The sequence below is a fragment of the Exiguobacterium sp. s143 genome (assembly GCF_018618895.1).
Taxonomy (GTDB): domain Bacteria; phylum Bacillota; class Bacilli; order Exiguobacteriales; family Exiguobacteriaceae; genus Exiguobacterium_A; species Exiguobacterium_A abrahamii.
The window spans coordinates 251,785-266,453 of record NZ_JACSMX010000002.1 but is presented as its reverse complement, the minus strand read 5'-3'; the positions used below and the strand labels follow the sequence as shown (position 1 = coordinate 266,453).

13 protein-coding genes and 2 other annotated features are annotated in these 14,669 nt (G+C 49.9%); of the genes, 2 read left to right on the top strand and 11 right to left on the bottom strand.

The features are described from left to right. Positions 1-3: 3 nt before the first annotated feature. The 10 genes from KNQ03_RS09600 to KNQ03_RS09555 all read right to left on the bottom strand — a co-directional run bounded on the left by KNQ03_RS09600 (position 4) and on the right by KNQ03_RS09555 (position 12,277). On the bottom strand, positions 4-570 hold the full coding sequence (locus KNQ03_RS09600; RefSeq protein WP_214724482.1) for an anthranilate synthase component II: 567 nt from the start codon (positions 568-570) through the stop codon (positions 4-6). Then, positions 567-1,961, bottom strand: coding sequence for an anthranilate synthase component I (gene trpE / locus KNQ03_RS09595; RefSeq protein ID WP_023467599.1), 1,395 nt, complete (start codon positions 1,959-1,961; stop codon positions 567-569). Before trpE ends, KNQ03_RS09600 begins: the two co-directional genes overlap by 4 nt. A gap of 51 nt (positions 1,962-2,012) precedes the next feature. Beyond that, positions 2,013-2,261 (bottom strand) — a binding site (T-box leader). Positions 2,262-2,309: 48 nt separating this feature from the next. Further along, positions 2,310-2,561: a binding site (T-box leader), on the bottom strand. Between the two features lie 56 nt (positions 2,562-2,617). Next, positions 2,618-3,886 carry a dihydrolipoamide acetyltransferase family protein gene (locus KNQ03_RS09590; RefSeq protein WP_075642029.1) on the bottom strand — a complete coding sequence of 423 codons (1,269 nt, stop codon included), beginning with the start codon at positions 3,884-3,886 and terminating at the stop codon, positions 2,618-2,620. 14 nt (positions 3,887-3,900) lie between these two features. After that, entirely contained in the window at positions 3,901-4,884 is a 984-nt protein-coding gene (locus KNQ03_RS09585; protein WP_023467596.1) for an alpha-ketoacid dehydrogenase subunit beta, read from the bottom strand. Next, on the bottom strand, positions 4,881-5,894 hold the full coding sequence (locus KNQ03_RS09580) for a thiamine pyrophosphate-dependent dehydrogenase E1 component subunit alpha (RefSeq protein ID WP_023467595.1): 1,014 nt from the start codon (positions 5,892-5,894) through the stop codon (positions 4,881-4,883). The genes KNQ03_RS09585 and KNQ03_RS09580 overlap by 4 nt, the downstream gene beginning before the upstream one ends. Before the next feature lie 13 nt (positions 5,895-5,907). Continuing rightward, complete coding sequence (gene lpdA, locus KNQ03_RS09575; protein WP_214724480.1) at positions 5,908-7,329, bottom strand: dihydrolipoyl dehydrogenase; 1,422 nt, start codon at positions 7,327-7,329, stop codon at positions 5,908-5,910. After that, positions 7,299-8,402: a butyrate kinase gene (buk, locus tag KNQ03_RS09570; RefSeq protein WP_214724478.1), complete on the bottom strand. Its 1,104-nt coding sequence runs from the start codon at positions 8,400-8,402 to the stop codon at positions 7,299-7,301. The genes lpdA and buk overlap by 31 nt, the downstream gene beginning before the upstream one ends. 16 nt (positions 8,403-8,418) lie before the next feature. Then, positions 8,419-9,543, bottom strand: a complete 1,125-nt coding sequence (locus tag KNQ03_RS09565) for a Leu/Phe/Val dehydrogenase (RefSeq protein ID WP_023467593.1) — start codon at positions 9,541-9,543, stop codon at positions 8,419-8,421. A 13-nt stretch (positions 9,544-9,556) separates the two neighbouring features. Continuing rightward, the gene (yqiS, locus tag KNQ03_RS09560) at positions 9,557-10,477 is read right to left on the bottom strand and encodes a phosphate butyryltransferase (protein ID WP_214724475.1); all 921 of its coding nucleotides are present in this window, start codon (positions 10,475-10,477) and stop codon (positions 9,557-9,559) included. 144 nt (positions 10,478-10,621) lie between these two features. Continuing rightward, entirely contained in the window at positions 10,622-12,277 is a 1,656-nt protein-coding gene (locus tag KNQ03_RS09555) for a sigma 54-interacting transcriptional regulator (protein ID WP_058704307.1), read from the bottom strand. A 122-nt stretch (positions 12,278-12,399) separates the two neighbouring features. Here KNQ03_RS09555 and KNQ03_RS09550 point away from each other — a divergent pair, with 122 nt between their 5' ends. Next, a complete protein-coding gene (locus KNQ03_RS09550; RefSeq protein WP_058265115.1) occupies positions 12,400-12,654 on the top strand; it encodes a DUF2627 family protein in 255 nt (84 codons plus the stop codon). A 675-nt stretch (positions 12,655-13,329) separates the two neighbouring features. Next, a complete protein-coding gene (locus KNQ03_RS09545) occupies positions 13,330-13,908 on the top strand; it encodes a dihydrofolate reductase family protein (protein ID WP_214724473.1) in 579 nt (192 codons plus the stop codon). 36 nt (positions 13,909-13,944) lie between these two features. On the opposite strand, the gene spo0A is transcribed toward KNQ03_RS09545, so the two are convergent. After that, entirely contained in the window at positions 13,945-14,667 is a 723-nt protein-coding gene (gene spo0A, locus KNQ03_RS09540) for a sporulation transcription factor Spo0A (RefSeq protein WP_074668437.1), read from the bottom strand. Positions 14,668-14,669 lie beyond the last annotated feature (2 nt).

The window sequence follows — 14,669 nt, the reverse complement described above, 5'->3', positions numbered from 1 at the left end:
TCGTCACTCCTTTGTCAATTCAATGAATCGTTTAATCATCTGCTGTCCTTGTGGTGTTCCGACAGATTCAGGATGGAACTGGATTCCGAAGGTCGGATGCGTCCGGTGCTCGAGTGCCATGATCGTCCGGTCATCCGTTTCTGCTGTGATGACGAGCTCCGTCGGTAAGTCGTTGCGAGCGACGATCAGCGAATGATAGCGCATGACCTCTAACGTTTCCGTCATGTCGTCGAAGAGTTGTCCCGATTGTCGGATCATCGATGTCTTTCCGTGCATGATGATCGGTGCTTCGACGACGCGTCCTCCGAATGCTTCGCCGATTGCCTGATGTCCGAGACAGACACCGAGAATTGGTACTTGACCCGATAATTGACGAATGAGATCGATGCAGATGCCAGCGTCAGCCGGGCGACCGGGACCGGGTGAGAGGATGATGCCGTCTGGTTTCATCTCGCGTAGTTCTTCGATGCTGACCGCATCGTTTCGAATGACGTGAACGTCAGTATAAACGGATGCGTATTGGTATAGGTTATAGGTAAAAGAATCATAATTATCAATTAGGACGATCATTTCCAAACCTCCAGTAGTGATTTCGCTTTGTGTAACGTCTCCTGGTACTCGAGGCGTGGAATCGAGTCGTAGACGATGCCAGCTCCTGCTTGAACAGAAGCGACACCATCCTTGATCACCATCGTCCGGATAGCGAGGGCAAAATCCATATTCCCTCGAACATCGAAATAGCCGACAGCCCCGGCATATACTTCTCGTTTCACCTGCTCGTACTGGTCGATCAACTGCATCGCTCGGATTTTCGGAGCTCCCGTGACCGTCCCTGCCGGTAGACAAGAGACGAGTGCGTCTGCTCCAGTCTTCCCGTCTGCTAGCGTACCTTCAACGACCGAGACGAGATGCATAACGTTCTTGAATCGTTCGATTTGCATGAAGCGCGTCACCTCGACGGTACCAATCTGGCAAATCCGTCCTAAGTCGTTGCGTCCAAGATCGACAAGCATTCGATGTTCGGCTCGTTCCTTCTCGTCGTGCAGCAACTCTTCTGCTAACCGTCCATCTTCCTCTTTCGTCTTCCCCCGGCGCCGGGTGCCGGCAATCGGATTCGTCGTCACTCGATTCCCTTTGACTTGGACCAAACTTTCCGGGGAGGCCCCGAGTACGATTGCTTCGCCTAAGTCGATATAAAAGAGATAGGGACTCGGATTATCCTTACGAAGCTTCCGATAAAATTGGAACGGATCACCTGAGAACGTCGCATCAAGTCGTTGCGAGAGAACCAGTTGGAAGACGTCGCCTTGGCGGATGTGTCTCTTCGCTTGTTCGACGAGTCCTTCAAACGTCTCTTGATCCATTAACGGTTCATAGACGACATCCCGGAGTGGACGCTCGATGTCCGTTCGCTCCCGTGGTTGCTCAAGTTGCGCTTTCCGTTCTGCTAAACGTTGACGTAATTCATCACGATCGGTGATGCCACCGAGCGACGTCTGAATCAAATGAACACGATGTTCGAGATGATCGAACAGGATGATTTGGTCGTATACAGCGAGTAGCGCGTCCGGTAGTTGGCGCGTTCGCTCAGGAACCGCTCCGAGTGTTTCATAGGCGCGCATCATGTCGTAACCGACATATCCGATCCCACCCGCTAAAAACGGAAGGTCTTCTTCGACGCCACCCCGGAGGATCATCTGTTGCATCAGTCGTACTGGATCACCCGTTTCCTGCGTCAATCGACCTGTCGTCAACTGTTCCCGCGTCACGGTCCGTCCCTCTGCGCGAATCATCTCCACCGGATCAACACCGATGATCGAATACCGTCCTTGATCCGTATGCGCAGAACTTTCAAGTAAACATTTCTGTGTTCCGCTCAGTTGTTGAAAAATCATGATCGGCGTCATCTCGTCGCCGTTTAGTTCAAGTTGTTCGATGATAAGTGTGTCTGTCTGAACCATCCCTGTTCGCCTCCTGGAATATAAAAAAGTCCCCCACACAGCGTATGCTGCATGGAGGACGATTATCTCGCGGTGCCACCTCTCGATTGGAACGGTTCGACCGTTCCCACTCTGTCTGATGCGTCTAATAAGAGACATCATAGCCTACGATAACGGGGGCATCCGTCGCGACCTACTTCTTCGTTCAGCCACGCTCTCATGAGACCATTCACGAAACCTCGCCGTACGGAAGTCGCACCATTCTTCCGCTCTCTGAAACGCCGATGTTGTCTCGCTACTTAACTCACTCTACGATTTGTTCGATTCGATTGTATACGAAAAGGGTCTTCTCGCCCATTCATGTAGAACATGAAGGACGGGAAGACCCGCGGTACCACCTTCGTTGACGATGCTGACACCGTCCCCTTTGAAACGAACCGGACCGTTGTCCTGATTCGTCGACCCCGATAACGGGAGGAACCCGTCAGAGCCTACTACCCATTGAAGGGATTCGGTCTGAAGCTCAGAAGGCCATTCGCTTGTTGCCCGATACTGATTCGCACCACCCATCAGCTCTCTTGAATCGTTTCACAAGTTACTTCTCTTCGTCTTTGCTATCGTGTGTTGAATTGATTCTTATATTACGATGCTTCTTCTTCCCTGTCAACTGGAAAAACTCAGTACAAGGAAAGTTGGTTCGGATCAATCGATTCGAGCGCTTGTTTGACAGTTTGTAGGAACTGTCCGGCAACGAGTCCGTCGAGCACCCGGTGGTCGATCGACATACAGAGGTTGACCATGTCGCGTGCTGCAAACATGCCGTTCACCCAAACTGGACGTTTGACGATTGATTCAACGGATAGAATCGCCGCCTGCGGGAAGTTAAGGATCGGTGCTGATTGGATTGAACCGAATGAGCCCGTATTGTTGACCGTAAACGTCCCGCCTTGCATCTCTGCAGACGACAACGTGCCGGCTTGTGCCCGTTTCCCGAAGTCATCAATCGCGCGTGCGATCCCCTTGATGCTTAGTTCATCCGCATTCTTGACGACTGGTACGAACAGAGCGTCCTGCGTCGCGACAGCAAGTGATAGGTTGATCGCTTTCTTTTGAATGATCTTATCTCCCGCCCATGTCGAGTTCATGATTGGATGTTTCTTCAATCCTTCGACTGTCGCCTTCATGAAGAATGGTAAGAACGTCAATTTGACCCCTTCTTGTTTGAAGAACGCATCTTTATGACGATTACGTGCTTCGACCAAGTTCGTTACATCGACTTCGATCATCAACCAAGCATGTGGCGCTTCGTGTTTCGCGCGAACCATGTTCGAAGCGATCGCTTGACGCACACCGGCAGTCGGAATCTCGATGTCGCCCGTTTCCGTCGGTTGTGGTGCACTGACCGGACGTTTTGGTGCGGGTGGTGCTTCTGCCGGAGGCGCTACCGGAGCCGCTTGCGCTTCCGGTTTTGGTTCCGTTGCTTGTGGTGTCGGGATCGATCCAGACTCAATCAATTTCAAGAGATCTTTCCGGGTAATCCGGCCGCCCGCTCCTGTACCCGTCACTTGTTCAAGATCAATGCCGTGTTCGCCTGATAATTTCAAGACCGCTGGTGAATAGCGTTTTTTCATCGATGTATCAGCCGACGTCGTTTCTTCGACAGCCGGTACTTCTTGTTCGGTCGCCGCGACTTCCGTTGATCCGCCGCTGACTTGCATCGTGACGATCGCGTCACCGACTTGCAACGTATCGCCTTCTTCTGCAAGCAGTTTTTCAATCACACCATCAAACGAAGATGGGACTTCTGCCGTTACCTTATCGGTAATGACTTCTGCAATCGGATCATATTTTTTGACAGTATCGCCCGGTTTGACAAGCCACATCGAAATCGTTCCTTCAGTAACACTTTCCCCGAGTTGTGGCATCGTAAGTGTTTCAGTCTTCATCGGTCAGTTCCCCCTTAGTATGCGTGTAACGTCCGGATTTTATCTTCAATTTTCTCGCTTGAGATGTTGAAGAACTTCTCCATCGTCGGAGCGTATGGCATCGCTGGGACGTCTGGACCACAGAGTCGTTCGATTGGTGCATCGAGATCGAACAATGCTTCTTCTGCAATGATCGCCGACACTTCACTCATGACGCTACCTTCTTTATTGTCTTCTGTGACGAGCAAGACTTTCCCCGTCTTTTTCGCTGCTTCGACGACTGCTTCGCGGTCGATTGGATACACCGTCCGCAAGTCAAGGATGTGGACATCGATTCCGTCTTTTTCAAGGCGTGTTGCTGCCTCAAGTGCCATATGAACACATAGCCCATAAGTGATGATCGTCACGTCTTCGCCCTCACGCTTGACGTCCGCTTTACCGATTTCGACCGTATAGTCGCCTTCAGGAACATCCCCTTTTAACAGACGATAGCCTCGTTTGTGCTCAAAGAACAAGACCGGATCATTCGAACGAATCGCTGCCTTTAGCAATCCTTTTGCGTCATATGGATTCGATGGGATGACGATTTTCAGACCAGGCGTCGAGTTGAACATCGCTTCGACCGACTGAGAATGATAAAGTGCCCCGTGAATACCGCCGCCGAACGGTGCGCGGATGACGATCGGACACGTCCAGTCATTGTTCGAACGGTACCGAATCTTCGCTGCTTCACTGACGATTTGGTTGACCGCTGGCATGATGAAGTCAGCGAATTGCATTTCAGCAATCGGACGCATGCCGTACATCGCAGCTCCAATTCCGACACCGGCAATCGCACTCTCAGCGAGTGGTGCATCGATGACACGTTCTTCTCCGAATTGTTCGAGCAATCCTTGTGTCGCCCGGAAAACACCACCACGGACACCGACGTCTTCGCCGAGGATGAAGACGGACTCGTCGCGTTCCATCTCTTCTTTGATTGCACTATTGATCGCTTCGATTAAACTTAACGTCGTCATTTTGTTTCCTCCTCGTCGTACACGTAACGTAGTGCATTTTCTGGCGCATCGTAAGCTGCTGCTTCCGCATAAGCCGTTGCTTCGTCGACTTCTTTCTCCATCGCTTGTTCGATTTCAGTCGCTGATTCTTCCGTCAGGACGCCCATTTCAATCAAACGCGCACGGAAGAGTTTGATCCCGTCACGTGCTTTTAAGGCATCGAGTTCTTCAGCAGAACGGTACGATTTATCGTCATCATCGGATGAGTGTGGCACGAGGCGTTCGACTTCAACTTCGATCAAGGTCGGACCTTCTCCCCGTAATCCGCGCTCGCGTGCTTCCTTGACGACCTTATAGACAGCGAGTGGGTCAATGCCGTCCACCGTATAGCCTGGCATACCATAGCCGATCGCCCGATCAGCAACGTGTTTCGCCGACAGCTGTTTCGAGAGAGGTGTCGAAATCGCGTATTTATTGTTTTCACAGAACAAGATGACCGGGAGTTTATGAATTCCGGCGAAGTTCGCCCCTTCATGGAAGTCTCCTTGGTTTGAAGAGCCCTCTCCGAACGAGACGTAAGCAACGAGTGGTTCCTTACGCATCTTCGCAGCAAGTGCGATCCCGACAGCATGTGGGACTTGTGTCGTGACCGGACTTGAACCCGTGACGATATTCAAGGCACGTGAACCATAGTGTCCTGGCATTTGACGACCACCTGAGTTCGGATCTTCTGCCTTTGCGAATGCCGACAGCATGATATCGCGTGACGTTTGACCGAAGTGTAAGACGACGCCTAAATCACGGTAATACGGCAAAATGTAGTCCGTTCCTTTTTCAAGGGCGAACGCTGCACCGACTTGAGCCGCTTCTTGTCCTTGACATGAGACGAGGAAGGGAATTTTACCCGCTCGGTTCAACTTCCACATCCGTTCGTCGATCTTCCGCGCACGGACCATCGTTTCGAACATCTGAATCGCGTCCTGTTCCGTTAATCCGAGTTCTACTAATTCTTTGAATTCTATTTTTTCCATCCGTAATTCCTCCTTAGGCGTGAACCGCGAGTCCGTCGACTGCAAGTGCTGCTTCACCGAATGCTTCTGACAAGGCCGGGTGCGGATGCACGAGCTGTCCGACTTCCCATGCCGTTGCATTGAGTACGAGCGCTAATCCACCTTCACTGATCAGTTCCGTTGCTTTTGGTCCGACGATGTGAACGCCGACAAGATCATCTGTCTTCGCATCGGAAACGAGCTTGATGAAGCCTGCCGCCTCTCCTTCGATCCGCGCTTTCCCTAATCCGTTGAACGAGAAGCTTCCGACCTTAACGTCCATTCCGGCACGTTTCGCTTCGTCTTCCGTCAAACCGACCGATGCCGCTTCCGGTACGCTGTAGATACAACGTGGTACGAACGCATATTCAAGTGGTGTCGTCGTTCCGTGGACGATCGCCTCGACCGCTTTGACACCTTCTGCTGACGCGACGTGCGCCAGTTGTAAGCGACCGATGACATCTCCGATCGCATAGATATGTTGATCCTTCGTCCGGAAATGGTCATCTACTTGGATGAAGCCATTTTCGACGACGATATTCGTGTTTTCGATCCCGATGCCTTCGACGTTCGCCATTCGACCGATCGCGACAAGCAATTTATCCGCTTCAAGCGTCGTTTGTTCTCCGTTACGGTCGATCGCGATCGAGACACCGTCTTCTGACATCCGGAACGTTTCACTTTGTGCAGCTGCGCCGGTATGAATCTTGACGCCCCGCTTTTTCAATTGACGGGCGACTTCACGACTGACTGCCGCATCTTCCGTCGGTAAAATCCGGTCGCTGAATTCGACGACCGTTACTGCGACGTCAAAATCCGTCAACATCGATGCCCATTCGACACCGATGACGCCGCCACCGATGATGACGATCGACTTTGGCAAATCTGCCATATCGAGTGCATCATCCGAGCTGAGGACATACTCTGAATCAAAAGCGAGTCCGTTCAATGGACGTGGACGCGACCCTGTCGCGACGATCAATTGACGCGGAAGGATCAACTCGCCTTCGCCTTCTTCCGGCTCAACGCTGATCGTTCCCGGCATCGGTGAAAAGATACTTGGTCCAAGAATCGAACCCCGACCATGAAAGACTTCAATCTTTCCTTTTTTCATCAGATGCTGAATGCCTGCCTCTAATCCATCTACGATCTCTTGTTTCCGTTGTTTGACCTGTTCGAATCGTAAAAACGATTCCGGTACGTCCACGCCATATGTAGCAGCGTGTTTGACCGTCTGATAGACTGCTGCTGATTTCAAAAAGGCTTTAGATGGGATACAGCCACGATGTAAGCATGTCCCGCCTAATTTTCCTTGTTCCACGATTGCTACCGACTTCCCGGCTTGTGCCGCACGAATCGCGGCGACATATCCACCGGGTCCGCCACCTAGGACAACGACGTCGAATTCTCTAGCCATGTTGGTTCGCCTCCATATTCCTTAACTTCTTCTTCCCCACGTAAGACACGCAACACTCCTTCTGCGAGCGCCTGCAACTCATCTTCACCAGGACTACGTACGACTTGACCGAGGTGGACGATGCGTTCTTCGATCGCACGCGTCAATCGATCACTATAGGCAAGTCCGCCTGTTAGGATGATCGCGTCGATCTGCCCGAACAAGACGGCACTTTGACCAGCGATCTCTTTTGCGATCCGGTACGCCATCGCGTCATATAACAATGCCGCTTTTTCATCGCCTTCTTCAATCCGGCGCTCGATCTCGATCGCGTCAAACGTTCCCAAGTGCGCGACAAGTCCGCCTGACCCAACGACCAGACGCTTCATCTCTTCAAGTTTATACTTGGTACTATAACATAGTTCTACTAGTTGACCAACAGGTAGCGATCCGCTTCGTTCTGGCGAAAACGGTCCTTCTCCATCGAGTCCGTTATTGACATCGATGACACGCCCCTCTTGGTGCGCACCGACCGTAATCCCGCCGCCCATGTGTGCGATGATCAGGCGCAGTTCCTCATAGGGACGTCCGATTTCCTTCGCGTACCGCTTCGCGACAGCTTTTTGATTCAAAGCATGGAAAATACTCTTTCGTTCAAGTTCAGGTAAGCCTGTAATCCGCGCAATCGGCTCGAGTTCGTCAACGACGACTGGATCAACGATGAACGATGGGATGTCGAGTGTCCGAGCAATCTCATCCGCGAGGAGTCCACCGAGATTCGAGGCATGGACGCCAAAAATACCGCTGAGTAAGTCTTCTCGCATTTCCCGATTGACGGCGTACGTACCGCTGACGAGCGGTCGGAGTAGTCCTCCGCGTCCTACGACTGCAGTAAGCGCTTTCAAATTAATCTGTTCTTCAGCTAACACTTCGAGTAACACATGACGACGCATCTCCAGCTGCGCTGGAAGCGGTCCTCCGACCGCCTCCGCTGGATGGCGTAACGTCTTCGTGAACACCTGATTCGTCCCTTCGAAGATACCAATCTTCGTCGACGTCGAACCGGGATTGATCGTTAAAATACGTTCGCTCATGGATATCCTCCTCTGATCAGCCGCGTGATCCTAGAATGTTTTTATCACGACGCAGGAACTGGCTGCGGGCACTACGCATCGTCGCAATACGCTCTTCTGCCATTTTCTCAGCCGCCCGGTATGTCGGTAAATGATCGCGTTTTGCGATTTCGAACACTTTCGTGACTGCATCGTAGACGAGTTCAACTTTTTTCATAGCACGATCACGGTTGTATCCGTCGAGTTCATCGGCAACGTTGATGACACCACCGGCATTGATGACGAAGTCTGGTACGTATAAAATATCGCGTTCTTCAAGCATGTCACCGTGACGGTCTTCTTTGAGTTGGTTATTTGCCGCACCAGCGATGATCTTGACTTTCAATTGGGGAATCGTCTCGTCGTTTAATGTCGCACCGAGGGCACATGGCGCAAAGATATCCGCTTCGACACTGTAGATGTCTTCTGGTGCGACGATCAAGGCACCAAATGCTTCTTCTGCACGTTGAAGTGCTTCTTGGTTGATGTCCGTGACGATCAGTTTCGCCCCTTCTTCATGTAAATGACGGCATAGATTGAAGGCAACGTTACCGACACCTTGGATCGCAATCGTTTTTCCACCAAGTGAATCTGTTCCGTACACTTCTTTTGCCGCTGCTTTCATCCCACGATAGACACCGTATGCCGTAACCGGTGATGGGTTACCACTTGATCCGAATGCTGGGCTGACACCAGTAACGAAATCTGTCTCCATGTGGATGTAATCCATGTCTGCAACTGTCGTATTGACATCTTCTGCTGTGATGTAACGACCGTTCAGTGACTGGACGTAACGTCCGAATGCCCGGAAGAGTGCTTCTGACTTTTGTGTCTTCGCATCGCCGATGATGACCGCTTTACCACCACCAAGGTTTAATCCAGCAGCTGCGTTCTTATATGTCATCCCTTTTGATAAACGGAGCGCATCAATCAATGCCTCTTCGTCTGATGCATAGTTCCACATGCGAAGTCCACCGAGTGCCGGTCCGAGTGTCGTGTCATGAATCGCAATGATTGCTTTTAATCCAGATACTTTATCGTGGCAAAAAACGACTTGTTCGTAATCTTCCATCTCCATTGTTTCAAAGATGCTGAAGCGTGACTCTACGTTTGTTTCGACCATTTTAAGTTCCTCCTCAGATTGTTTGTTTTACTTTTTTCGTCTGTTGGGCATTTAATAGCGCAAAGGCTAGTGAGTACATTTTTGCTTCTGCTGTATCGGCACGGCTAGTCAAAACGACTGGCGCCCGCGCTCCGACGAGAATCGCCGCAACCGAGGCATGTGCGAAATACATGAGTGATTTGTAGATGACGTTTCCGACTTCGATTTGCGGAACGACGAGTAAATCCGCCTGACCTGCTACATCTCCCGTCAATCCTTTTTGCTGGGCAGCGACGAGATTTACGGCATTATCGAGTGCGAGTGGTCCGTCTACAAGGCAATCCTTGATTTGACCACGTCGGTTCATCTGTGTCAAAAGTGCGGCATCAATCGTCGCCTGCATCGTCGGATTGACGACTTCGACAGCTGCTAAGACTGCGACTTTCGGTAAGCCGTATCCGAGAGCACGTAAGGCGGAGACACCGTTTTCGATGATCTTCACTTTGTCTTCGAGTGTCGGTTGGATGTGAATCGCTGCATCGGTTAATCCGATCGCTGATTCACGCCCCGGTACTTCGAACAAGGCGACATGCGACAAGATATTCCCTGAACGCAAACCCGTTTCTTTGTTCAAGACAGCTTTCATGAACGTAGCTGTCGGAACAAGACCTTTCATCAAGACGCTCGCATCCCCCTTGCGAACGGCATGAGCAGCACGTTCTGCCGCTTCTTGCGATGTAGAAGTATGAGTGATCACGAACTGTGACTCTCGTAATGCTCGTTTTTGGATCATCTGCTGAATCCGTGTCGCATCCCCGAACAAATGAAAACGCGCTAAATCGTTCTCAATTGCTAATGCGACAGCATCCATCACTTCTTCGTCATCCGCAGCTGCAATCGCAACGACGGAATCTTCGAGTCGAGCTGCCTGCTCGACCATTTCACTGAATCTCACCGTATTCCCCCCTCACCTGTCATACATAAATAGTAATAGCAATTTTCGTGCCAATTCAAAAGAGACGGTAGGTTAAGCAAGAACGTCTTTAATTTTGCACGCTTTTGCATTTTTTGCAATATATTGCACGCAAAAATTTGCGCTTCATGAATAGATGTTAAATCGTTCCACTTTGTAATAAAGTGCCCGAAGAGAAATTCCGAGTTGTTTCGCCGCTTCTGTTTTGTTGCCATTAAAGGCAGTAAGCGCTTCCCGAATCAACCGTTCTTCGACGTGTGACATCTCGTCCGATAGATGCTTGATTTCCTTTTTCTGTCTCGTCGTGACTTTCGTTGTTTGTGGCACGACAAGCTGAAGATGACCTTTTCGCAAGACGGTTTCTGTTTTATCCGTAAAAATCAACGCGCGTCCGATGACATTTTCAAGCTCGCGGACATTTCCTTTCCACGGTTGCTTCTTCATTGCTTCAAGTACATCATCTGAGATCCGTCCGACCGATCGTCCGTAACTTTGATTCAATTTACGGAGTAAGTGTAAGGTCAATGGTGCGATATCATCCGGTCGCTCACGTAGTGCCGGTATGTGAATCGGTAACCGATTGATCCGGTAGTAGAGATCTTCTCGGAACTCATTCATGATGATCTTTTGCTCTAGGTTCGCATTCGTCGCCGCGATAATCCGGACATCGACTGGAATCGCCTTCGTCCCACCGACGCGAACGACTTCATTTTCCTGTAACACCCGTAATAGTTTGGCCTGGACGTCGAGTGGTAGTTCGCCAATCTCATCTAAGAATAGCGAACCTCCATGTGCTTCTTCGAAATATCCCCGCTTCCCACCACGTCGCGCTCCTGAGAACGCGCCTTCCTCGTAGCCGAATAGTTCACTTTCGAGTAACGTCGGTGCGATTGCCGCACAGTTGACGCGGACGAATTGTTCATATTTACGTTCGCTCGCTGCATGGATCGCATGTGCAAACAGTTCCTTGCCGGTTCCGGATTCACCGCGAATCAAGACGTTTACGGGCATCGTTGCCGCAAGCTTTGCTTGATCGACGACGAAGCGCATCGCTTCACTCTCAGCGATGATATCGTCAAAAGTATATTTGGCTTCGAGCGTCCGGATTTTTTGTCGCGCTGCCTTCAATTCTTTGGCGAGTGCCTTCATTTCTGAAATATCCCGAATGACCCCAACGGAACCGCGGACTTGTCCATCGACGATGACGGGTGCCGCATTGACGATGATATCACGTTGATCTTGCCCGATCTTCATACGAACATCCCGCACGTTCTCGCCCGTATTCAAGACTTTCAAATGAACGGATTCCTGCATTCCGATATCGGCACTTGCCGGTTTTCCGACGACGTCTCGCTCCGTGAAACCAGTCATACGCGTATATGCTGGATTGATCAGCATCGTCTGTCCGTCTTGATCGGCGACGGAAATCGCCTCGCTCGTACAATGAATGATTGCTTCGAGCATTTTCTCTTTTTCAGTCAATCGCTCAAGCAACACTCTGACGAATTCACCCGGTAAGACCGCCGCTCCCGGAAAATCATGAATCAATTGCTCAAGTACGCCAGTTTCTCCTGTAGCGTCAATGATGAAATCGACATCCGCCCCTTCGAAAGCTGACCAATTCGTTTCGATCCGAATGTCCGCACGCCGTGCAAGCGCCACCCCAGGCGCCTCCATGTTTGGATCGACGAGACCGATGACCGTTAATAATGGTGAACGTTGAAACGCATGTAGGACTTCTGTTCCCCCTTGACCAGCCCCGACGACGAGTAGATGATGCATATGAATTCCCCCTTTGAAACTGCTTACATTTCTATCGTACTCGGAATAAAATAGGGAAGCAAACCCGATTCGCAGAACGATCGATTTTTTGATACAATACGCTTGGAAAGGAGTGGCGTCCTATGCGTATCATTGGTTTGCTCTCATTATTAATCCCCGGCATCATCGGCGCGATTGGTATTAAGCTCATGCGTGATAGTGTTTTTCTAATTGCGCAAGTGCCGTTTAAATACTTAGGCGATGCGGCTTACGTATATGTACTGCAAGGTCTCGTTGGTTTGGTTCTTGCGATGGGTGGCATTGGATTTGTCGCAGGATATGTCTTTTATCGCGATCGAAAACGTGGAAAAGTCTCCGACCGCTATCAAAAAAAATGAACACAGAAAAAGGTCCCCATCTCTTGAACTCATTTCAAGCGCGGGACCTTTTACTCGTATAAAATTGGTTTCACTTACGGATGAACTCCTCTCATAGTTAGAACTATTCGTGTACTCCAAAACCTTAGGTGTTCCTCTTAATGAAGAGGTAGAAAGAAATCAGATCTGGCTATCGGGCTAACGATAGAATGGTGTTTCAGTTCCATCATCTGACTGTACTCGGGACCTAGGTGGAGCGTAATGTCATCCGCTTGAAGCAGTCAAACATTCGGTTGCTAACAATCACTGCTAGACAACACTCCTTTTCACGAACTGTACTTTTCATTTTAGACGATCCGTTACCTTCCACTTTTCCCTAGCTTCGAAATCATGGAAGCTCCCATTCATTCGAGATTTCCCATCTAGAATGAACAAGATACCTTGGTACGACTTCTACCAAGAGAATGTCGTCCGGCATTCTTGAGCCATTTACAGTTGGCGTTCTGAGATGATGTTCATCAACAGGATTTCCGGAGTCCTTGTCGACTCGACGTTCATCTGACGTCTTGCCAAATCATTTGGTACCTTTATTATAACAAACATTTCAGTTTATGCAATATTTATTTGCAAGCGCTTTTATATATTTTTAGCTTTACGGTATGCTATAAGCAGAACGTAATCGAAAGGAGATCTTTCATGCGAAAAATCATCGTATTCGAACATCTATCGTTAGACGGTGTCGTTCAAGCACCGAGCGGAAAGAATGAGGATGTGAGCAACGACTTCGAACAGGGTGGATGGACTGCTCCATTTCAGCATCCCGAGATCGGTCAGGTCATCCGTGGATGGATGCAAGAGGATTGCGCCCTGTTATTCGGTCGCGCGACTTACGAGCAATGGTCGAGTTACTGGCCACTCCATGCAGATATCTGGCCAGTTGCCGATCGTGCCATGAAGTATGTTGCTACGCGTCATACACCACCTATTCGTTGGCAGCCGACGACATATTTGAATCAACCGACTTCTGAACTAACACGCTTGAAACAACAGGACGGACCACCGCTTCACGTCTGGGGTAGTAGTCAACTCGTTCATACGCTTTATGAAGCTGATCTGATCGATGAACTTCGATTGATCCACTATCCAGTCATCGTCGGTTCTGGTAAACGTCTATTTCCCGACAACGGAATGACGCCCCTCACTTGGAACGTCACGAAACGACACACGTTCGATAACGGCGTGTTGATCGCTTACTATGAACGGGATCGGAACTAAAAACACACCGTCTATCATTCAGACGGTGTGTTTCCTTTAACCAGATTGTTCTTGATTCATATGACTCGAAACATACGAGATGAATTCCGAGTTCTTCGGACTTTTCTCTTGTTCGATCCGACCATTGAAGAGCTCGTGCTGTTGCATCCCTTCGTTCCAAGCGGACTTGATGGCGTGACGCATCGCTCGTTCGACGCGAGATGCCGTCGTTTGATGTTTTTTCGCAATCGTCGGATAGAGTTCCTTTGTGATCAATCCAAGTAAATCTTCCCGTTCTAGCACCATTAAGACAGCGTCCTTTAAATACGTGAAGCCTTTAATATGCGGAGCAATCCCCACTTCTCGCAGTGTCGTACCGACTCTTAAGTCAATTGTTTCGACGATCGGTGCTTGTCCTTGATGCGTCACGAGACGAATTTTTTGAACGAGCTGATCCATGCTGAACGGTTTAAGTAAGAAGTACGATGCTCCGAGAGTGACCGCCTGTTGTGAGACCTCATCCTTACCGAAAGCACTCAACATGATGACAGCAGGGTTCTTCTTTTTCTTCATCAATTCTTCGAGAACACCAAGCCCATCTAAATGAGGCATGATGATGTCGAGAAGCAATACATCCACTTCATGTTCTTTCATACGTTCGAGACAACTCTCGCCATTGTAGGCGACGCAAACGACTTCCATGTCTTCTTGCGCAGAGATATGCTGGCGAATCAGTTCGACCATTTCGCGATTATCATCTGCTATCCCGACTTTAATCAATC

Coding starts and splice junctions, on each gene's coding strand:
- buk (WP_214724478.1), bottom strand. CDS start 8,402: ATGAGCGAACGTATTTTAACGATCAATCCCGGTTCGACGTCGACGAAG.
- KNQ03_RS09590 (WP_075642029.1), bottom strand. CDS start 3,886: ATGAAGACTGAAACACTTACGATGCCACAACTCGGGGAAAGTGTTACT.
- KNQ03_RS09550 (WP_058265115.1), top strand. CDS start 12,400: ATGCGTATCATTGGTTTGCTCTCATTATTAATCCCCGGCATCATCGGC.
- KNQ03_RS09555 (WP_058704307.1), bottom strand. CDS start 12,277: ATGCATCATCTACTCGTCGTCGGGGCTGGTCAAGGGGGAACAGAAGTC.
- KNQ03_RS09600 (WP_214724482.1), bottom strand. CDS start 570: ATGATCGTCCTAATTGATAATTATGATTCTTTTACCTATAACCTATAC.
- KNQ03_RS09565 (WP_023467593.1), bottom strand. CDS start 9,543: ATGGTCGAAACAAACGTAGAGTCACGCTTCAGCATCTTTGAAACAATG.
- KNQ03_RS09585 (WP_023467596.1), bottom strand. CDS start 4,884: ATGACGACGTTAAGTTTAATCGAAGCGATCAATAGTGCAATCAAAGAA.
- KNQ03_RS09580 (WP_023467595.1), bottom strand. CDS start 5,894: ATGGAAAAAATAGAATTCAAAGAATTAGTAGAACTCGGATTAACGGAA.
- KNQ03_RS09545 (WP_214724473.1), top strand. CDS start 13,330: ATGCGAAAAATCATCGTATTCGAACATCTATCGTTAGACGGTGTCGTT.
- lpdA (WP_214724480.1), bottom strand. CDS start 7,329: ATGGCTAGAGAATTCGACGTCGTTGTCCTAGGTGGCGGACCCGGTGGA.
- trpE (WP_023467599.1), bottom strand. CDS start 1,961: ATGGTTCAGACAGACACACTTATCATCGAACAACTTGAACTAAACGGC.